General features: G+C 35.7%; 15 protein-coding genes. 2 read left to right on the forward strand and 13 right to left on the reverse strand.

Annotation, left to right across the window (positions count from 1 at the left end; all coding sequences use genetic code 11):
• Positions 1–9: 9 nt before the first annotated feature.
• From wecC to IEV69_RS00300, 6 genes are read right to left on the reverse strand one after another with little or no spacing between them, the layout of a single operon-like run.
• Entirely contained in the window at positions 10–1,218 is a 1,209-nt protein-coding gene (gene wecC / locus IEV69_RS00275) for a UDP-N-acetyl-D-mannosamine dehydrogenase (protein ID WP_229741240.1), read from the reverse strand.
• Positions 1,211–2,341: a non-hydrolyzing UDP-N-acetylglucosamine 2-epimerase gene (gene wecB / locus IEV69_RS00280; RefSeq protein ID WP_188438312.1), complete on the reverse strand. Its 1,131-nt coding sequence runs from the start codon at positions 2,339–2,341 to the stop codon at positions 1,211–1,213. Before wecB ends, wecC begins: the two co-directional genes overlap by 8 nt.
• A gap of 18 nt (positions 2,342–2,359) precedes the next feature.
• Positions 2,360–3,340 (reverse strand): hypothetical protein, encoded by a 981-nt coding sequence (locus IEV69_RS00285; protein ID WP_188438314.1) that lies wholly within the window; start codon positions 3,338–3,340, stop codon positions 2,360–2,362.
• An 11-nt stretch (positions 3,341–3,351) separates the two neighbouring features.
• Complete coding sequence (locus tag IEV69_RS00290) at positions 3,352–5,043, reverse strand: DUF6909 family protein (RefSeq protein WP_188438316.1); 1,692 nt, start codon at positions 5,041–5,043, stop codon at positions 3,352–3,354.
• A gap of 21 nt (positions 5,044–5,064) precedes the next feature.
• The gene (locus IEV69_RS00295) at positions 5,065–6,567 is read right to left on the reverse strand and encodes a GH3 auxin-responsive promoter family protein (protein ID WP_188438317.1); all 1,503 of its coding nucleotides are present in this window, start codon (positions 6,565–6,567) and stop codon (positions 5,065–5,067) included.
• A gap of 48 nt (positions 6,568–6,615) precedes the next feature.
• Positions 6,616–7,482, reverse strand: a complete 867-nt coding sequence (locus IEV69_RS00300; RefSeq protein ID WP_188438319.1) for a M23 family metallopeptidase — start codon at positions 7,480–7,482, stop codon at positions 6,616–6,618.
• 131 nt (positions 7,483–7,613) lie between these two features.
• Between IEV69_RS00300 and IEV69_RS00305 the strand changes: the two genes are divergently transcribed.
• Entirely contained in the window at positions 7,614–7,805 is a 192-nt protein-coding gene (locus tag IEV69_RS00305; RefSeq protein ID WP_188438321.1) for a Sec-independent protein translocase subunit TatA/TatB, read from the forward strand.
• 48 nt (positions 7,806–7,853) lie between these two features.
• On the opposite strand, the gene IEV69_RS00310 is transcribed toward IEV69_RS00305, so the two are convergent.
• The 3 genes from IEV69_RS00310 to IEV69_RS00320 all read right to left on the reverse strand — a co-directional run bounded on the left by IEV69_RS00310 (position 7,854) and on the right by IEV69_RS00320 (position 11,764).
• A complete protein-coding gene (locus IEV69_RS00310; RefSeq protein WP_229741242.1) occupies positions 7,854–8,831 on the reverse strand; it encodes a DUF4837 family protein in 978 nt (325 codons plus the stop codon).
• Between the two features lie 103 nt (positions 8,832–8,934).
• A complete protein-coding gene (locus IEV69_RS00315) occupies positions 8,935–10,503 on the reverse strand; it encodes a lytic transglycosylase domain-containing protein (RefSeq protein ID WP_188438325.1) in 1,569 nt (522 codons plus the stop codon).
• A 73-nt stretch (positions 10,504–10,576) separates the two neighbouring features.
• Positions 10,577–11,764 carry a phosphoglycerate kinase gene (locus IEV69_RS00320; RefSeq protein ID WP_188438327.1) on the reverse strand — a complete coding sequence of 396 codons (1,188 nt, stop codon included), beginning with the start codon at positions 11,762–11,764 and terminating at the stop codon, positions 10,577–10,579.
• Between the two features lie 155 nt (positions 11,765–11,919).
• Between IEV69_RS00320 and IEV69_RS00325 the strand changes: the two genes are divergently transcribed.
• A complete protein-coding gene (locus tag IEV69_RS00325) occupies positions 11,920–13,068 on the forward strand; it encodes a DNA polymerase III subunit (RefSeq protein ID WP_188438329.1) in 1,149 nt (382 codons plus the stop codon).
• Between the two features lie 155 nt (positions 13,069–13,223).
• On the opposite strand, the gene IEV69_RS00330 is transcribed toward IEV69_RS00325, so the two are convergent.
• From IEV69_RS00330 to IEV69_RS00345, 4 genes are all read right to left on the reverse strand, one after another.
• Positions 13,224–14,063, reverse strand: coding sequence for a class I SAM-dependent methyltransferase (locus IEV69_RS00330; RefSeq protein WP_229741244.1), 840 nt, complete (start codon positions 14,061–14,063; stop codon positions 13,224–13,226).
• Between the two features lie 31 nt (positions 14,064–14,094).
• A complete protein-coding gene (gene mnmG, locus IEV69_RS00335) occupies positions 14,095–15,966 on the reverse strand; it encodes a tRNA uridine-5-carboxymethylaminomethyl(34) synthesis enzyme MnmG (protein WP_188438331.1) in 1,872 nt (623 codons plus the stop codon).
• Between the two features lie 116 nt (positions 15,967–16,082).
• Positions 16,083–16,508: an rRNA maturation RNase YbeY gene (gene ybeY / locus IEV69_RS00340; RefSeq protein ID WP_188438333.1), complete on the reverse strand. Its 426-nt coding sequence runs from the start codon at positions 16,506–16,508 to the stop codon at positions 16,083–16,085.
• Positions 16,501–19,887 (reverse strand): DUF4175 family protein, encoded by a 3,387-nt coding sequence (locus tag IEV69_RS00345; protein ID WP_188438335.1) that lies wholly within the window; start codon positions 19,885–19,887, stop codon positions 16,501–16,503. The genes ybeY and IEV69_RS00345 overlap by 8 nt, the downstream gene beginning before the upstream one ends.
• Between the last annotated feature and the right edge of the window lie 37 nt (positions 19,888–19,924).

Here is a 19,924-nt window from a genome sequence, read left to right on the forward strand (position 1 = left end):
TGTGCTATTTTATTCCTTTAAAACTCCACAAAAATCTAAAGTAGGCTTATCTGTTTTAATGTTTTGAAACTCCTTATGAGCCACCAGAAAAACTATAATATCAGATTTTTTAACGGCCTCTTTTTGATCCGTTAGACTTTCTGCACGTCCATTTTGCAAGTTGGGTTCTACTTTTAACAGCTCTAGGCCTTCCATTTTAAGTGCCTCAACCACTGTAACTGCAGGCGATTCACGTAAATCATCAATATTGGGTTTAAAGGCGAGTCCCATACACGCAATGAGGGGTTTGTGTTTGTTTTCAATTTCAAAAGCCAGGGCTTTATTTTTAATTTTTTCAATCACCCATTGGGTTTTGTAATTGTTTATTTCGCGAGCTGATCGCATTAATTTACTCTCCTCGGGAAACTCAGAAACTATAAACCAAGGGTCTACGGCGATGCAGTGACCTCCCACTCCGGTTCCGGGCTGTAAAATGTTTACACGAGGGTGTTTGTTGGCTAGATTAATCAATTTCCAAACATTGATGCCTGCTTTATCACAAATCATCGAGAGCTCATTGGCAAACGCAATCTGTCCATCTCTGGAAGCATTTTCAACCAGCTTACACATTTCCGCAGTGCGGGCATTAGTAGCATGGAGCTCTCCCTTCACAAAATGTTTGTAAAACGCCATGGCCTTTTGTGTTGATGATTCATTGATTCCGCCAATAGCTCTATCATTATGCTCTAGTTCATAAATGATATTACCCGGTAGAACACGCTCGGGACAATAGGCCATAAAGATATTTCCTTTAAGCTCTGGGCGATGGCTAAGTATGATATCCTGCATCTTTTCCGTTGTTCCCACCGGGCTTGTGGATTCAATGATAATAAGTGCAGCAGGTTTTAAATAGGGGATGATTGAATTAATTGCACTCTCAACAAACCTCAAATCAGGTTTGTGGTGTTCTTTAAAAGGCGTGGGGACGGCTATCAAATACACATCAGCTTCAACAGGTTTTGTGGATGCTTTAAGGCGTCCTTTTTTTACTACGTGATGTACCAGGCCGTCTAAGTCGGGTTCGACGATATGTATTTCACCTTTGTTGATGGTGTTTACTACATCTTGACTGACATCAACTCCGGTCACCTGAAGTCCTTTTCCGGCAATTAAAGCGGCTGTGGGCAGGCCTATGTAGCCTAAACCAATCATCACAACTGTTGGCTTATTGTTAGTCATATTTTTCTTTTATATATTCAATTATTCGCTCACAGGCCTTGCCGTCACCATAAGGATTATGAGTCTTAGACATTGTTTGGTAATGATTTTTATTTTCTAATAATTTTTTGGTTTCTGAAACAATGTTTTGGGTATTTGTTCCAACTAAAATTACAGTTCCTGCTTCTACGGCTTCGGGGCGTTCAGTGGTGTTGCGCATCACAAGTACTGGTTTTCCCAGGCTAGGGGCTTCTTCCTGCACACCACCACTGTCTGTAATGATAATGTGTGATTTTTCCATTAACCAGACAAAAGCCGGATAACTTAACGGGTCAATTAATTTTATGTTGGTAATATTCCCGAGTAGTTCATAGACCGGTTTTTGCACATTGGGGTTTAAATGCACGGGATACACAAGCTGTGTTTCTGGGTTGTTTTTGGCGATTGTTTTGAGTGCTTTACAAATATTTGCAAATCCTTCACCATGATTTTCACGACGATGACCGGTAATTAAAATGAGTTTTTTTGAAAAATCAATAGATTCCTTTAATTGTTCAATCTCTGAATCAGTATAATGATGATTATTTAATTTATTTACACTAAATAGCAGCGCGTCAATCACTGTATTTCCGGTAACTGTAATGTCACTCGCAGGAATATTTTCCTTTAACAAGTTTTCTTTTGAAGTCTTTGTGGGAGCAAAGTGATAGTCAGTAAGTCTGCCGGCAATGCTCCTGTTCATTTCTTCAGGAAATGGGTTTCTTTTATTGAATGTTCGCAACCCGGCTTCCACATGACAAACTTTAGCCCCGCTGTAAAATGAAGCCAAAGCGGCTGCCATTGTGGTGGTAGTGTCGCCATGAACATATACAAAATCGGGTTTAAACTCTTCCAGTACCGTCTTCATACTTTCAATGATCATCGCCGTAAGTGTGTATAAGTTTTGATTTGGCCGCATTAAATCTAAATCATAATGTGGCGTGATTTCAAAGAACTGCAAAACTTGATCTAGCATTTCACGATGTTGTGCGGTGATACACACTCTGGTTTCAAATTCGTGTTTTTGTTCAAATGCCTTTACCAAAGGTGCCATTTTAATGGCTTCTGGCCTCGTTCCAAAAACAATGAGATTTTTCTTTTTCATTAATTAATTTTCTGTGTTCTAATTGCTATTGGCAATTTTCTTAAGTTTGGAGTAACCATACCTTAAAAAGAAAAATAAAGAATATAAAAAGACTAACAAAAGAGGATATTTTATTTTACTTGGAACACGAAATTTGCTGTTATCAATCAAGTTGTAATCAATCTTCACGATTTTAATTGCACTTTCAAAATCAATTTTCTGAATTTGATGTTGAAGTAAATCATCCAAAACCATTCCTTTTCTTTCTATTAAAAAGTGAGTGTATGGATTTTCACTTATCTGAACACCTTGATTGGATGACAGGTTTTTACTTGTATATATTGAATATAAAACTGAATCTATTTGAGCCAACATCTTTTTGTGTTCTTTAATTTGTAGCTCATTATTTTCCTTATAAATGTTAGAGTATTTTTTTAGATGTTCATTGTTGTTCAAATAATCAAGAACTTTTGAAACAACACCTTCGGTATTGTTCTCTCCAAAGATTTTTAAATTTAGTTTGTGGTATTTATAGTATTTATTATTTGAAAGTTCTTCTTTATAGTCAGTAATATCCTGATTTTGTGTGATAATTCTAAAAATATCTATGTTTTCTCTCGATTTCGAAAGAAATTGATACATATCAATTATTGGCTCAATTTCTACTTTTTTGAGTCTTTTGTAGTCCTCTCCTAAAAAGCTTTTAAGATATAGGCTGTCTTTTTCGCCTATTTTAAAATTAATTGCATCAATTTTATCATATAAATAGTGTACACTTTCAAAATTTGGAACTACAATTGCTTGATTATCATAAAGAGTTGCTGCATTTTTTTCTTTAAAGTAACTATAGGCAATGCCAATAACTATTAGCAAAAGAATTATGTATTTATGTTTTAAGAAAAATGAGATTATAGCATAAAGAAGTTTTAAGCATTTTATAAATAATTCGTTAATTTTATTTATCAAATACCCCAGGTCAATTTCTTCTTGATGGCTATTGGTTGTTGGTGTGTTGCTCATGGTTTAAAAAATTAGCTTAAAATTTGTTCAAGAATTTTTTCAGTAATTAAGTAAGTGGGTTTTACCCCGGTCATTCCCAGGCCGCCGGAGGCCAGTGTACTTCCGGTTTCCAAAGGATTGTCTGAAGCGTAATAAGCATAACGAACTTTCACACTATTACTTATACTCCCTCTGATTTTTGATGCTGCTTGAATAGCTTTTTGATAATGGGCCCCTTCCATTTCTAGACCAATCACATTCCAGGTGGAGTCATGAAAAAACTTCAAAATGTCTTTGTTTTGGAGTGATGTTCCTAAAACAGAAATCATACTTCCTTCATAAACCTTGAGGTTTTCTCCTTCAAAATTGGACATTTTTAGTTGGTTGTTGAATGGGTAATTATCTGCTGTGCCTTCAAATAAATGGGCATTTGGAATCATGATATCTCCTTTCCCTCCTTCAAGTATTCCGGCTTTTCCCATTATTGAAATTGATTTTACATTCAGCAAGTGAGTGTTCTGTTTTTCGCATTTATAGGGCTTTAACAATTCATCCATTGTCTCATAAGCTTGTTCACCAAAAGCATAATCCATAACCAATATAACCGGTTTTTCTTCTTTTGAGTTTTCTTTTACCCTATTGGTGATAAGATGCGAACAATCTATTTGGGTTGCGTCAAAAATCTGTACATCTATATTTGTACCACTGCTGTCTTCAATGAAAATCATTCCACAGTTTTTGGCTGCTTTTTCTACTTTATTTCTGAGCTGAACATTCTGACTATTGCTGAGTTGTTCAAATATCTGAAGTGTTGTTGCCTTTTTTAGTTCATTTTTTAGTACCAGAGGAGCAAAAAGGGTGTTCATCACACTGTGCATATTGGCACTGATAATGTGAATGGGGCGCTCTAGTAAGTTTTTAGAATGGAGTGTTTTTTTTATTGTGTTTGCCCAAATCTCACCGTGAATATGATGTCCCAAACGTTCTCTCAATACCGGACTGAATGTAATAACCCGCTTGTTGTCTTCAACAACTTCTTGCATGGCAATTTTACCTAAGTAGTAAATAATATTTAAAAAACGATTGGGGTTTTCTTTGGTTGCAAATTGTGGGTAAATTGCACTTACTTCTGAAAACGTTCTGCCTAAAATATTTGCAGTGTGAGTTAAGGCAATCTCTCTATCCTTTTCAGAAAGATCACTGTTTTTTTGAACTGCTTCTTCAAGCTTTCTCCAGTCTCGGGTTACGGCTCCGTTATCATCAATCACAACACGTTTTATAATTTTATGTGATTCAACATAAAGAAATGTAAGATGTGTGAGGATGTCATAAATTTCTGATCGGCCGCGCGTGATTTCTATATTCATTTGTTCATCGTCGATGCGGTAACAGTTTCTTCTTCGCTTTGGTGGAATGATTACTTTAAAATGAGATTTTGAATATCCTTCATCGCTGGTTAAATTGATATAGCGACATTCTTCAATGCCGTTTGGAAGACGTTCTATCACATACAACAAACCTTGCAGCTCCAATTTATCTTCAGCAATTGAGCCGTATATTTCAGGCCTTAATGTGAGTAAAGCTTCTCTTAGGGTTTCGCCCGAAACACCCATAGGTTTGTAAAATCCTCTATTAAAAAGGTGACGCATGGTGATGTACATTCGCTCTATAGCGTTTGAGCTTTCTTGAGCACGCGTTCTGTTATGTGTAGTAATTTTTGTCATAATTTTGAGCAAATATAGGTTTTATTGGGCATTTAGCTTTAATAGGGTCTCTGCAATTTTTCTGTCATTTGAAAGTCGGGGCAACTTATTTTGACCACCTAATTTTCCCTGAGTTTTCATATAATCATTAAAGCAATTTTTTCTTAAGGATACTATCTGAAGTCTTTTTAGAATTTTACCTTTGATCAGGTCTTTGTAGTAACTGTTTTGTCTTTGTAAAGCTTCATCAATTTTTTTCGCGAAAGCACCTATATCTTGAGGGGCATTTTCAAACTCAATAAACCATTCGTGATAAGGCAAATTATCTTCAGGAGGCGTAACTTGTGGTGCTACTGTAAATTCATTGATACGCACTTCTTGGAAATATTCAACAGCCTCTTTAAGGGCTGATTCAACTTCATTGGCAATGACGTGTTCGCCAAATGCTGAAATAAAATGCTTAATCCTTCCTGAAACAATCACTCTGTAGGGTTTTACAGAGGTAAACTGAACGGTATCACCAACGTTGTAACCCCATAATCCGGCGTTTGAGGAAATAATCAGCACATAATTCACTCCAATTTCTACCTCTCCAATGGTGAGGCGTGGTGGGTTTTCAGAATAAAACTCTGTTACAGGTATAAACTCGTAAAAAATTCCTGCATTTAGCAATAATAACATCCCCTTCTCATTTTGTTTGTCCTGATAAGCAAAGAAGCCTTCTGATGCAGGAAACAACTCGATGCTGTCTACTTTTCTCCCTATCAGGTTTTCAAATTTTGCACGGTAAGGTTCGTAGTTGACCCCACCGTAAATAAATAAGTCAAATCCAGGAAAAAGATCGCCAATTTTCTTGCCTGTTTTTTTCTGCAAACGTTCAAAATACATTTGTACCCAAGATGGAATACCACTGATAACAGTCATGTTTTTTTGGTAAGTTTCTTCTACAATAGCGTCAACTTTCGTTTCCCAATCGTCAATGCAATTTGTTTCCAAGCTTGGAAGGCGGTTAGTTTGTAAGTAACCGGGTACATAATGTGCTGCGATTCCTGAGAGCCGGCCTACCTTTATTCCGTTTTGTTCAGTCATTTCTGGACTACCTTGAAGAAAAATCATTTTTCCATCAACAAAACCAGCTTTACCGGTTTCTGCAATATACATTAAGATGGCGTTTCGTGCTGCCTCAATATGGTTGGGCATTGAGTCTTTAGTAATTGGTATATATTTAGCTCCTGAAGTTGTGCCAGAGGTTTTTGCAAAGTACAATGGTTTTCCGGGCCAGAGTACATTTTTTTCACCACCAACCACTCTGTCAACATAGTTCTTAAGCCCTTCATAATCTCTTATGGGGAGGTGTTTTATAAAATCTGAATGAGATTTTATTCTTTCAAATTTGTGGTCTTTGCCAAATACCGTGTCTTTAGCTTTTGAAATCAGTTCTTCAAAAACCTTTTGCTGAGTTTCAATTGGTTTTGACGCCCACCGATAGGTTTTTCGTTTGATATATCCTGCAAAAAGCCCTGCAGCAAAAGATTTTATTGACATTATTAGTTGGTTTTGGTGCTTAAATTTAGACCGTTTAAGGTTTTTTAATTATTCAAAATCTATAAAGTTTGTTGGGTTGATGGGGTATCCATTACTCCAAAGTTCAAAGTGCAAATGTGGTCCGGTTGATAATTCACCGGTTGAGCCGGCTGTGCCAATCACTTCTCCCGCTTTAACCAAATCGCCTTGTTCTTTTATAATTTTTGAATTGTGTTTGTAGACTGAAATCAAGTTGTTTTGATGTTCTATGATGATTACATAACCGGTTTGTGTGGTCCACTCTGCGAAGATTACTGTTCCATCAGTCGTTGCCTTAACAGGCGTATTTTCATCTACCAGTACATCTACCGCATAATGTTTGGATTTTAAATTATACTCTTCTGTAATTGTACCATTTACAGGTGGGAATAATATGCTGGTTATCATATTTGATGAGGGTTCAAATATGGTGTATTTTTCTTCTCTGGCTACCTGATCACGTAACAAAGAATCTTTTTGAGAGGGGGCAAGGTCCACAGTTTCCATATCTGCTTTAACAACACTCAAAATTGAATCGCGATTGACCTCTTCAATTTCAATGTCTCCTGTAAGTACCTGCTTTATTGATGCCAGATATTGCTCGTTCATATACAAGACCTTTTGAATAGAATCGGTTTTATAAGCCAACTCAGCCGCTTGCTGTTTTAGTTGTGTTGATGAATATCCGGGAATGTATTCTCTTAATGGGGTAAATGCAATAATCACGGTTGTAATACCAATCAAGAAAAGTGCAAACAGGGTAGAGAACACAAAAACGTTTAGCCTGTTGAGCTTAAAGGATACTTTTTCCTCAAAAGTATCTTCGTTTAAAACAACCAGACGGTACTTGTGAAGGAGTTTCTTTACGATTTTCTTTCTCTTTTTCTCTTCAGTCATTTTCCGTTTTCTTATTAAGCAAATATAAAACAAAATCTAAGGGGAATTCGTATACCTGAATGGAAGAAATTATCTTAAAATGTATGGTATTGAATTTTTCTTGTTAACTTTGCAGTCTAAATTTGAGACATATGAATGCTTTATTTATTCCTTTAGCGATTGGTCCCTGGCAGATTGCTTTAATTGTTGTCATTGTTCTTTTGTTGTTTGGAGGAAAGAAAATTCCTGAGTTAATGCGCGGATTGGGTAGTGGAATTAAAGAATTTAAGGATGCTTCCAAAGAAGAAGAAAAAGATGAAAGTGAAAAAATAGATAAAAAATAAACTTCCCATTATACTTACATAAAAAAATCCGCCAAAAGCGGATTTTTTTTATTTAAACTTGATAGAGTGGATGATAGATTCCAACTCAAACTGATAATCTCTTTTGTTAATTGATGGTGCAAATGTAAAGCCTTCAATAACTAAATATCTGTTGTTGGGTTTGTCTTCAATAATATAATTTACAAATGGCCCGGCCATAAAGAAATTGTAAAGTTCCCAGGTGCCTTTTGCTTGATATGCAAACCTGTCATTCACTTTGGTTTCAAATAAATAGGGTGCAAATGCTTTTTCAGTTATCATATAACTTCCTTCAACGGTTCCATGTATGTGTTTTTTCCCAATAGAATCTCTCATAGAAATTATTTCCTGCATGCGTGTTTCCTCATTTTGGAATGCGTCTAATGGCATTTCATAAATCAATATATTTAAATCGCCTGTGCGAATGTCTTTTCGGAGCCAGGCAAAGTCACTTGATAATTTTGCTATACGATAAACAGAGGGCATGGTAAGCGAAACTTTCAGGCTGTCTTTAAGTGGCTTTACTTCGAGAAGTGCTAACGACATTCTTCTTTGCTTTTCTTTTATTTCAGTTTCTCGAAAACTTGAAATCATTTCTGAAGCTTTATCGTTGATTAATCCAATGAGCTCTTCGTTTGAGTTGCCACTAATAAAAATACCGGTTTGGGGTTTTGCATAATGATCTGTAGTGGGTTTATATTGCATTTGTTCCCCTTTTTTTACATACAAAAAGTTACGGTGTTTTTGTGTGAACCCTTCAAAGGAATTGAGTGGTAGTTGGTTGATTGTAAACAATGGCTCTTCTTGTGGAAGTCCTTCAACAGTGGCGGCAAAGTGGCTTCTAATGGTTTCTCCAACTTCACCGGACCAAAGATCATCATCTATAACCACCTGAAGGTTGTTAATGTTTCCCGATGATGTGGGTAACATTGCTTGTCTGTCGCTTTTACTGTCTTCACAAGAAATAAAAAAGGAGGTGAAGGCCAATACAAAAAAGAGTTTTTTCATTACAAACGGTTTCATTTGTCATTGTATAAAGTACAATCAAGCGCTTTCTAAATGACGGTTAGTGTTTAATTAGATTTTTATAAGTTTAAGTCTATCAAAAACCTTACCCATTTGAAAGTTTCAGTTTCATTCCGGGTTTCAAACTTGTACCGCTAATACCATTCCACTTCTTAATATTATCAATCGAAACACCTGGAAATTTTCTTGAGATACTCCACAAACTATCTCCCTTCTGCACCACATATTCAGATGACTGATTTGATTTGGTAGTTGTATGTACTGTGGAACTAGTTGTTTTTTTACCCTTTGGATAAATTATCAAGCGTTGGCCAATTCTTAGATTATTATTTCTCATTCCGTTCCATGACTTAATATTTCCGACAGATACTCCATAATTAGAGGCAATTTTTCCGAGGTAGTCACCACTTTTTACGCGATAGGTGATTTGTTCATCTTGTTTGAAAAATTCAGGTAATGGGTTTTTGTTTTTTTCTGATTCAGCTTTTGCGTAAGCATAAACCAGATCTTCATTGCTTACAAAAGTCCCTAAAATATCAATTGGAAGTCTTAATGTATATTGTTTTCCTTCAATAAATGGGATAATATCGAGTTTATAAGATGGATTTAAAAACTGAAGTTCTTCCATCGGTACTTCCAGAAGTTCAGAAAGGTGTTGAAAGGAAATGGATTGTTTTATATGAACGGTATCGGTTTCATAATAGGGCAATCCTGATTTTGGAACTGAAAACCCATGTTCTTCAGCAAATTCAAAGATATACATGGTCGCCAAAAATGCAGGAACATAACCGGCTGTTTCACGAGGAAGGTAGGGACGTAAGTTCCAGTAATTTTTATTTCCCCCTGAGCGTCTTATGGCTCTTGAAACATTTCCGGGGCCGGCATTGTAGGCTGCCAATGCCAAATCCCAATCATTGAAAACAGAATGAAGCGAAGAAAGGTATTTTGCGGCAGACTCTGTGGCCCTTAATGGATCTGAGCGTTCATCAACATAAGAGCTTACTTCCATTCCAAACATTTTACCGGTGGGATACATAAATTGCCATAGACCTGTGGCGCCCACTCTCGATTTTGCGCGTGGGTTTAAAGCAGATTCCACAATGGCTAAGTACTTTAACTCTAATGGAAGATTGTGCCTGTCAAGTTCTTCTTCAAACATTGGAAAATAGTAGTTGCTTAAATTCATAAGTCTTTGCATTGACTTTTTTCTTGTTTTTAGATAGCGCTTGATGGTGTTTTCAAGTGGGACGGTGTAACTTATATCAAAAGGTGTTTTGGCATTTAAAATTTCAAGATGCTTAATGAGTGTTTCTGTGGAAAGCTCTTCATACACTATAGTATCTTTAGATTCAGATTCAAAGTTTTTTACTGAGGCTTGCATTTCTTCATACAATTCAGAGTTAAACAACTCTTTTTTCCAAAGGCTGTCAATTTCACTCACCTGGTGGTGCTGTTTAAAGATGAAAAGTATGCTGTCTTTAATGCTTTCGAAAACAGGCAGTTCTGTCAATTCTTGTACAACAACTGAATTTGAATCAACTTCGGAAACACTTAGTTCCATCTCTAATTGTGGAATTTCTTCAAGTGTGGTTTCCTGTGCTTGAATAAAGGAAAAACAAAGGATACAAATAAGGGGATAAATTATTCTTTGCATTGTTTTTTGTTAAGTTAACTGCAAAATAGCAAAAAAATTATAATCAACGAATCTTCTGTCGAATCAATGCGGTTTAATTTTCAATTGCGGCAATACCCGGCAGTGTTTTTCCTTCCAGCATTTCCAACATCGCACCACCGCCGGTTGATACATAACTCACTTTATTTTCAAGTCCAAATTGTTTAACCGCTGCCACTGAATCTCCTCCGCCAACTAATGAAAAACATCCATGTTTTGTTGCCTCAGCAATTGCAATTCCCATCGAAATAGTACCGTGTGAAAAGGGTTTCATTTCAAAAACACCCACAGGTCCGTTCCAAAGTATCGTTTTAGATTCTCTAATCACACCGGCAAAAAGGGTATTGGTTTCTTTTCCGGTATCCAAGCCCATCCAACCATCAGGTATAGCATCTATAGCGGCTTGATCGGTATTTGCATTTTCTGAAAAGCTATCAGCAATTACAGCATCAACAGGTAAGTGTACTTGAACATTTTTTTGTTTTGCTTGTTTAAGTATGTGTAAAGCAAGCTCTAATTTATCGTCTTCAACCAACGAGCTTCCAACTTTACCACCCAGTGCTTTAATAAAGGTGAACGCCATTGCGCCACCAATAATCAAATGGTCAATGGGATCTAAAATGTTTTCAATAATTGTAATTTTTGAAGACACTTTAGCTCCACCAATGATAGCGGTAACCGGTTTGTTGTTTTCTTTCAGCACCTTATTTATACTGTATATTTCTTTTTCTAAAAGTTTGCCGAAGCATTTTTTTTCATCAAAAAACTCTGCAATAACAGCCGTTGAGGCATGAGCTCTATGTGCTGTGCCAAAAGCATCGTTTACATAAAAATCGCCTAAAACTGAAAGCTTTTGCGCAAAATCTTTATCACCTTGGGTTTCTTCTTTATAATATCGCAAGTTTTCTAAAAGTAGAATTTGTCCTGATTTAAGGGTTTTTGAGGCATTCTCAGCTTTTTCGTTAATACAATCTTCAACAAATTGAACCTGAACTCCTATAATTTCAGAGACCTTATTTGCGATATGCTTCAATGAAAATTCTGATTCCTTTTCTTTGGGTCTGCCCAGATGAGACATTAAAATACAGCTTCCACCATCCTCCAGTATTTTAATTATTGTGGGTTTTGCAGCTTTTATGCGTGTAGTATCTGTTACCTGAAAGTCTTCATTAAGTGGAACATTAAAGTCTACTCTTATGAGCACTTTTTTTTTATTAAAATTAAAGTCGTTAAGGGTTTTCATTTTCTGAAGGTTTTGAAGTGTTAAACAGATACTCTTGCAATGCTAATTGAATAACAAAAAGATCTTTTACTATATTTCTTTCTGTTGGGCAACAAAGATACTTTTTTCTAAGATTTGTAACCTTACCATTGCACCGATTTATTATATCTTTGCGTATGCTGTTTTCAGAAGTATTAGGTTTAGATCATCTTAAGAACCATTTAATTACCGGTGTACAAAACAACCGTATTCCACATGCACAATTATTTGTGGGTCAGGGTGTTTTGCCTCTGGCAATCGCCTATGCTCAATACCTTTTATGTGGTAATTCCGGAATGGAAAACAACAGCGAAAACTCTTCCTGTAACTTGAAAGTCAATAAGTTATCTCACCCTGATTTGCATTTTGTTTATCCCGTTGCAACGAATGACAAAATAAAAAAGCACCCGGTTTCTTCTCATTTTTCTGAGGAATGGAGATTATTTGTAAGTGAAAATCCTTATTCAAATTTATACGATTGGTACAATTATATAGGTGTGGAAAAAAAGCAAGGGCAGATAAGTGTAGATGAGGCTCAGGATATGGTCAAGAGCTTATCGCTAAAAGCCTATGAAGGGGGTTATAAAGTTATGCTTATCTGGATGGCAGAAAAAATGAATGTTTCTTGTGCCAACAAAATTTTAAAACTTTTGGAAGAGCCCCCTGCAAAAACTGTGTTTATTCTCATTGCTGAAGACGAGGAACAGCTTCTAACAACTATAAAATCGCGTTGTCAGGTTTTAAAGTTTCCTTTGTTGGCTGAAGAAGTTATTGCACAAGGTTTGGTGAAAAGTGAGGGCGCCTCTTATGAGGTTGCAAAAGATTTTGCCAGACAGGCTTCGGGGGTATACAATAAAGCTTTACACTTACTTAAAGACAACAGTGAAGACAATCAGTTTGAGAATTGGGTGATTTTTTGGGTGCGTACTGCTTTTAGGGCAAAAGGAAATAAATCAGTTGTTAACGATTTACTACACTGGAGTGAAACCATAGCCGGAACGGGACGCGAAGTCCAAAAAAAGTTCCTTGATTATTGCGTTTCTTTTTTCAGGCAAGCATTACTGATCAATTATAATACAGCATCACTTGTCTATTTAAAAATAAAAGCTTCAGATTTTGCCTTAGAAAAATTTGCGCCCTTCATACATGGTCAAAATATTATAGAAATAATCGAAGCGCTTGAAACAGCGAATTACCATGTTGAAAGAAATGGAAATGCAAAAATCATTTTTACTGACCTTTCCATTCAACTCACTCGTTTGTTACACAAACCAGCTAAAAATTAGTTTATAAGTATTTCTTATAAATAAAGCGCCCTTTAATTACATTTCATTATAAAATATAGGCTCATTAGAGCGGCTTTAAGCGAGTTTTATTTTTGCCAGAGGCAAATGCTTTCCGGCTATTGTCTTAAATTCCTAGAGGCTCTAAAAAGACGGTTTTACTGCTTTTTAAAGATGTAAATGTGTGAAGAGTATTCTTTTGACCGCAATCCAGCGAGATTAGAGTATAATCCAATAAAACCGGCTTTGATCCAATTCAATTTTCCGGTCTTATATTTTTCAGAAAGCAAGCTTACATAAAAACTATCAAACCACATTGGTTTAGTTTTCAAAAGTTTTAAGTTATGTTTTTCTAAAACCCTCTTTATACCGGATTTTGAAAAATGCCATATATGTCTGGGGACATCATAAGCGGCCCAAAATTTTTTGTAATGTTGAGCATCTTTTGATTTATAATTGGGAACAGCAATGATTAATATTCCATCTGGTTTTAGTTTCCTTGAAATTATAGAGACATAGGAATCTATATCCAGTACATGTTCAAGGACATGCCAAAGAGTAATCACATCAAAATTAAATTCTTGAATATCGGTGAGGTTTTCACAAACTGAAACGCCTTTTTTTTCAGAAAGCGTTCTTGCTTCTTTATTGGGCTCTACTCCAAAAACCTTCCAATTAAATTTTTTAGCGACCGCTAAAAAATCACCTGTTCCTGATCCCACATCTAAAAGTTTACCGGATCCATTATTCAGTTTTTTAATGAGTTTAATTTTGTTGTTGAGAGCAATTTTTTTGACAAGTTGATACGCTTTTTCAAAAATTGATTCTTTTGAGTCGGTATGAGAAATATACTCTTCGCTTTGATAGTACTTTTCAAGATTTTCTGGAATGGGTGTAGTTTTTAATACGCCTTGTGCTTCCGAACAGATCAATGAAAACTCCTCTGCAGAAACAAGAAAATCTTTTGTTTTAATGAATGTATTGTGTTTAGCCTTCAATTGAAATAGAATCTATGTTTCACGTGGAACATTACCTTCCCATGTATACCAACATTACAGAAATATCATTTGGAGACACACCACTGATGCGAGATGCTTGTGAAATTGTGGTGGGCCTTATTTTGGTCAACTTTTCTTTTGCTTCAAATGAAAGAGACTTCAGCTTTGAATAATCAAAATCATTAGGAATTTTAATTCCTTCAAGTCTGTTTAACTTGTCAGCATTGTTTTTTTCTTTATCAATATATCCTGAATATTTCACTTGTATTTCAACTTGTTCTAAAATCTCATTGTCAAAATTATTTTCATTTATAAATGCTTCTACTGTTGGAATTTTACGCATATCATTTAGAGTGATATTAGGGCGTGAAAATACTTTAAACATTTTATCACTCTGCTTAATTAATGCAGAATTTTTTTCTTTAAGTATGGGATTCATCTCCTCTACTGAAAAACTGGTTTTTTTAAAAAAGTTTACAAAGGCAGAAGATTTTTCTTGCTTTTCTACCATTCGTTGCATTCTCGACTCTTTAGCTAAACCAATTGCAAATGACTTTGGTGTTAGTCTAAAATCAGCATTATCTTGTCTTAGTAGTGTTCTGTATTCTGCTCTTGAAGTGAACATTCTGTAGGGTTCTTCAGTTCCCTTTGTAATCAAATCGTCAATTAAAACACCTATATAAGCCTCATTTCTTTTTAGAATGAAGGGTTCTTTTCTGTGTGCTTTTAAATGTGCATTGATACCCGCCATTAAACCTTGAGAGGCCGCTTCTTCATAACCTGTAGTACCATTAATTTGGCCTGCAAAAAACAGTCCATCTACAAGTTTGGTTTCCAAAGTATGTTTTAATTGTGTGGGAGGGAAATAATCATATTCAATAGCATACCCAGGTCTGAAAAATTTCACGTTTTCAAATCCTGCAACAGAACGCAAAGCCTTAAACTGAACATCCTCTGGCAAGGAAGTAGAAAATCCATTTACATAAAACTCTACTGTATTCCAGCCTTCAGGTTCAACAAAAAGTTGGTGTCTGTCTTTATCTGCAAAGCGATTGATCTTATCCTCAATGGATGGGCAGTATCTTGGCCCGATACTTTTAATACGGCCATTAAACATCGGCGATCTATCAAAACCATCTTTTAGCAACTCATGAACCGTTGGACTGGTATATGTCATATAACAAGAACGCTGACTTGACAAAGGGTTTGTTTGGTCTGAAAAGGAAAATTTTTCTGGAATGGGATCTCCTGATTGTTCTTCCATTTTGGAGAAATCAAGTGAACGACCATCTACACGTGGAGGTGTTCCGGTCTTCATTCTGCCTGATTCAAACCCTAAATTAATAAGGTCTTCAGTAATTCCCGTTGATGCTTTTTCCCCTGCACGACCACCACCAAATTGTTTGTCACCTATATGGATGAGGCCATTTAAAAAAGTTCCATTCGTTAGAATAACGGTTTTTGCCTTTATCTCAATACCAAGACCCGTTTTAACACCTACTATTTTATTGTTCTTTACAATTAGTCCGGACACCATATCTTGGTAAAAATCAAGATTAGGGGTTTGTTCAAGCATTAGCCTCCAAGTTTCTGCAAATTTCATGCGATCACTTTGCACACGTGGACTCCACATGGCTGGACCCTTTGATTTATTAAGCATTTTAAATTGAATTGCTGTTTTATCTGATACAATTCCACTGTAACCACCCATGGCATCAATTTCACGCACAATTTGCCCTTTGGCAATTCCACCCATGGCTGGATTGCAGGACATTTGTGCAATATTTTGCAAGTTCATTGTTATAAGCAGGGTTTTCGAGCCCATATTAGCTGCAGCTGCAGCTGCTTCTGAACCTGCGTGCCCACCTCCAACTATAATAACTTCATACTCATTTTCAAACATAAATTATACTCTAAATTTTTAATGTGTTCCACGTGGAACAAGGTCAAGGTTAAAAGGATGCAAAGATAGGTAAAGTATTGACAAACAGACAAATAATATTATTAACTGATTTACAGTTACTTATGGTGTAGACGATTAAAGTATTCTAAAGCGGCATCTTCTTTTTTTCTCATTTCTCGTTTTTCATCTTCAGTTTTATCACCAAATCCTAAAAAGTGTAAAACACCGTGTATCATCACACGCGATAATTCATCATCAAAAGATGTATTAAACTCTTGCGCATTTTCCTTAACTCGTTCAATAGAAATATAAATGTCCCCGCTTATTATGGAATCGACAGTATTGTCAAAACTAATAATATCTGTGAGTGTGTCGTGATTTAAATATTGAAGGTTTAAGTTTTGGAGGTAATCGTCATCACAAAATATATAGTTGATTTCTCCTAATTTGAATCCTTCTTTTTCAATACTGTTTTGAATCCAGCATTTAAACTTTTCAGTGTTTTTAAGGGAAAAGTCTGTTTCGCTAAAAAAATTAATCATTATCTGTTTTAAAATAATCTTGAACCTTTTGTTGATAAATTTGACGCAAAGGTAGTTGTTGGCGATTTAATATTTCTACATTGTTGAAGTACTTCCTGGCGTTCTCAAGTTGTTTGTTTACTGTGCTTTCATATTCGAACTCATTTGTGCGACCCTGTCTTTTTTCATCTTCACCTTGTTGAAACGCAGCTTTTTCCAATTTAAGTAATTGGTGTTTAATGTTGTTCATTTTGCGAAGTGTTTCATTATTAAATCCTCTTTCAAGCAAATCTTGTTCAACTTGTTCCATTTGCTTGATTAATTGACTTGCATCAGTAGGCAAACCTTCTTCACGAAGCTTGTTTTCAAGTTGATTCCGAAGCATTTGTTGTTGTTTATAAATTTCAAAAAGCTGACCACTTAATTCTTCAGACTGTAAATCTCCTTCACCTGACTCTTTTCCTTCATTTCCTTCCTTTTTATTAGATCCCTCTCCGTTTTTACCTTCTCCATCTGAGCCACTACTTCCTTCACCCTGGCCTTTTCCTTCCCCCTCACCTTCTTGGGCGCCTTGCTCACCTTTTCCGGGGTTGGCTCCTTGTTCCATTTGTTCATTTAGACTTTCCTGCATTTTTATAATATCTGGCAGTTGAAATCCTTGCCCTTGTTCACCCTCTCCTTGACCAGGTGCCCCCATCTGCATCTGCATTTGCATTTGCATAGTATTTAATGCGTCTCCCAATAAAACAGCCAGATCGTTTGCTCCAGTAATTGAATATTGTTGGGAAGCTATTCCATTTCTAATTTTGTTGTCTGCAAGTTCTTCAATTGATTTGTTAATGTTGTAATGAACATCTTCAATTAAATCATTAATGGTCGTTCCAACCATGGGATTTCTAAGTGCTAATGAAAAAAGGCTGTCGTCGACGTGTTGAAAGTTTTGTTTCAATTCATTTTGTCTAACTAATTTTTTACCAAATAAAGGATTGCCATAACCCGTGTTTTTAAAATCTTCCATCAGGTCTTCCTGAGAGAGTGAATAAATCACCAAATTGTCAAGAATTTGACGAAGCATTTCAATATCCTCCTGTTGACTTTCACTACTGCCCGAAGCCATTTGCATTTGCATCTGCTCGCTCATTTCACGCATTTTTTGAGCTGCATTTTTTTGATTTTGCTTTGCTCCTTCCTGTTGGTCCTGTTCCAGTTTTTCAGTAGCTTGTTTTTGTTCTTCCTGTACTTCTTGTTCCTTGGTTTCATTATCAGGAAGTTCCATAGGTGACTTTAAGTCTTCATTTTCTTCTTTGAGTTCCTTCATTTCCTTCTTAAACTCATCAAATTTTTTATTGATTTCTTCTTGGTTTTCTTTTGTGTTGTTTTCAATGTCTTCATCTGAAAGAGTTTCTTGCTCTTTGGCAAGTTTTTCAAGTTCTTCGGCAAGTTTTTGTGCCTTTTTCTCAACATAATAGCGCTTTGTTAGCTCTAAAAGTTGTTCAAGGTTTCTTTGTTGCTTTTTATTTTGCTTGCTGAGTTCTTCCATTTTTTCAAATAGTTCTTCATCTGCAATCTTTTCTTTTAATTTTTCAAGCTCTTCAAGTAGCTTTTCGTTTTCTTCAAGCCTTTCTTCATTTTCTTCAAAGCGTTCTTGAAGCTCCTCCTTTTTGGGGTCGTTTTCTTTGTTTTCCTTTTGAAAGTCTTCAAGGTTTTCTTTAGTTTTTTCTGAAAACTTTTTCATCATTTCTTCCTGCAGCTTCTGTCGCTTTAAAAACTCTTCGAACTTTTGTTTATCATTCCAGTTAAGTTCCTTTTTTTGCTTTTGAAGTTTTGATAGTTCTTCTAAATCTTTATTTTGCTTATCTAAATTCTGAAGTGTCTTGTCTAATCCTTGAATGGTTTCTTTTTGCTCTTTTAGTTGATGGTTTTCCAGCTCATCTTTAGTGAGTTTTCTAAACGAAAAAGGGGTTGATTTTGAGCTCTTAGGAGAATTAATTGCATCGTTGTCAAAAACCTCAAAATAATAGCTGTAAACCCTACCTTCTTCCAGAGGTAATTCACCTGGAAAAACATATAAAAACTGATCAAATGTACCTTTGTTTAGGGTAATTGATTTTTGATGTTTTTCTTCAGGTTTGTCATCCTGATAATAAACGATTTGTAATTTCGAAAGGCCATAATCATCCGAAACTCTCCCCATGAAATATGTAACTCTGCTATCTAGGCTATCTTGTTTGGCTTCTAGATTAATTTCAGGATACTGATCCTTAATTACCCGAAGAGAAAAACCTAAGTTTTCAAAATCTTTTAGTTTTTCATTGGATGTCGAAATGGTATACTTGACAGGAGAATAAATATTCTTGGAAATATGAAAATCAGGCAAATTCTTTTCAAATAAATAAGCTGTATCTGAAGTCTTTAAACGCACTTTATCGGTTTGTTTTGTCTTTAAGTTCCAGGTAACCCTAGTGCCTTCAGGAATGGTTGCGTTTCCAGTACTTTTAAGTGTTTCATCAGACTTTCCGGTGTAATTTGGATATTCTAAGCTCATTTCAAATGAAAGTAACGACGGCACCTTTATCACGTCCAAAATATAAGGTTTTGAGGTTACCTCGTTGGCACGAAGTCGAAAAGAGATGTTTTCAATGGGTTGAGAAAAGGTATATTTAAATTCCCCGGGGGCTGTTTTTTGAAGAAAATATTCTTCATCGTTGAAAGAAATGGAAGCTGTTTCTGGAGTCACCTCTCCAGTTGTTCTTACGTGAAGTTCAAACGGTTTATTTTCAAGCGCTTCCAAATTATCATTGATAACAAAAAATGAAAATGGAGCCGGAGGTTCATAAGCCGTTTTATAATTCACAACGCGCTCATAGCTTCCGGAAAAAATACCCGAGTTGCCAGTGATTACAAAAAGCAAATACACGACAACCGGTATAGCAATGTATTTTACATACTTTATGTTTTGTTTAAAATTAATTGCTTTGGCAAAAGGAATGGGATGTAACTCAACGGATTTCTGTTCAATACTCGCCAATAATAATTCAGACTGTTTTGCATTCTTCTTCAACTGAAGTACATTGAGCAATTTGTCATTCACTTCAGGAAAATGAGCGCCTATAATTTTTGATGCCTGAGATAATTCAAGCCCGTCCTGGATTTTTAAAAGTTTGGAAAGCGGAAATGCTATAAACCTTAAAAACAAGGCCAATTCAACGGCTATAAACGTCCAAAACAAAATAGTTCTTCCTGTTTGGCTCAGCCATAAAAAATGTTCAATTAAAAGTGTAAAAAGGAAATATAGCAAGCCAATAGCAACAAAGAGAATACAGCCTTTTATCAATTCATTTGTATAATATTTTTTAATGAATTGTTCAAGTTTTTGAATTATGTGATCAAAGTTACTCATTGATTGTTTTCTTAACCGCTAAAAATAAGAATTTTAA

Origin of the sequence: Planktosalinus lacus (assembly GCF_014640155.1) — a bacterium.
Taxonomy (GTDB): Bacteria; Bacteroidota; Bacteroidia; order Flavobacteriales; family Flavobacteriaceae; genus Planktosalinus; species Planktosalinus lacus.

Excerpts from the sequence above, each read along its gene's own strand:
- wecC (WP_229741240.1), bottom strand. The coding sequence starts at position 1,218 with ATGACTAACAATAAGCCAACAGTTGTGATGATTGGTTTAGGCTACATA.
- wecB (WP_188438312.1), bottom strand. The coding sequence starts at position 2,341 with ATGAAAAAGAAAAATCTCATTGTTTTTGGAACGAGGCCAGAAGCCATT.
- IEV69_RS00285 (WP_188438314.1), bottom strand. The coding sequence starts at position 3,340 with ATGAGCAACACACCAACAACCAATAGCCATCAAGAAGAAATTGACCTG.
- IEV69_RS00290 (WP_188438316.1), bottom strand. The coding sequence starts at position 5,043 with ATGACAAAAATTACTACACATAACAGAACGCGTGCTCAAGAAAGCTCA.
- IEV69_RS00295 (WP_188438317.1), bottom strand. The coding sequence starts at position 6,567 with ATGTCAATAAAATCTTTTGCTGCAGGGCTTTTTGCAGGATATATCAAA.
- IEV69_RS00300 (WP_188438319.1), bottom strand. The coding sequence starts at position 7,482 with ATGACTGAAGAGAAAAAGAGAAAGAAAATCGTAAAGAAACTCCTTCAC.
- IEV69_RS00305 (WP_188438321.1), top strand. The coding sequence starts at position 7,614 with ATGAATGCTTTATTTATTCCTTTAGCGATTGGTCCCTGGCAGATTGCT.
- IEV69_RS00310 (WP_229741242.1), bottom strand. The coding sequence starts at position 8,831 with ATGAAAAAACTCTTTTTTGTATTGGCCTTCACCTCCTTTTTTATTTCT.
- IEV69_RS00315 (WP_188438325.1), bottom strand. The coding sequence starts at position 10,503 with ATGCAAAGAATAATTTATCCCCTTATTTGTATCCTTTGTTTTTCCTTT.
- IEV69_RS00320 (WP_188438327.1), bottom strand. The coding sequence starts at position 11,764 with ATGAAAACCCTTAACGACTTTAATTTTAATAAAAAAAAAGTGCTCATA.
- IEV69_RS00325 (WP_188438329.1), top strand. The coding sequence starts at position 11,920 with ATGCTGTTTTCAGAAGTATTAGGTTTAGATCATCTTAAGAACCATTTA.
- mnmG (WP_188438331.1), bottom strand. The coding sequence starts at position 15,966 with ATGTTTGAAAATGAGTATGAAGTTATTATAGTTGGAGGTGGGCACGCA.
- ybeY (WP_188438333.1), bottom strand. The coding sequence starts at position 16,508 with ATGATTAATTTTTTTAGCGAAACAGACTTTTCCCTTAAAAACACTGAA.
- IEV69_RS00345 (WP_188438335.1), bottom strand. The coding sequence starts at position 19,887 with ATGAGTAACTTTGATCACATAATTCAAAAACTTGAACAATTCATTAAA.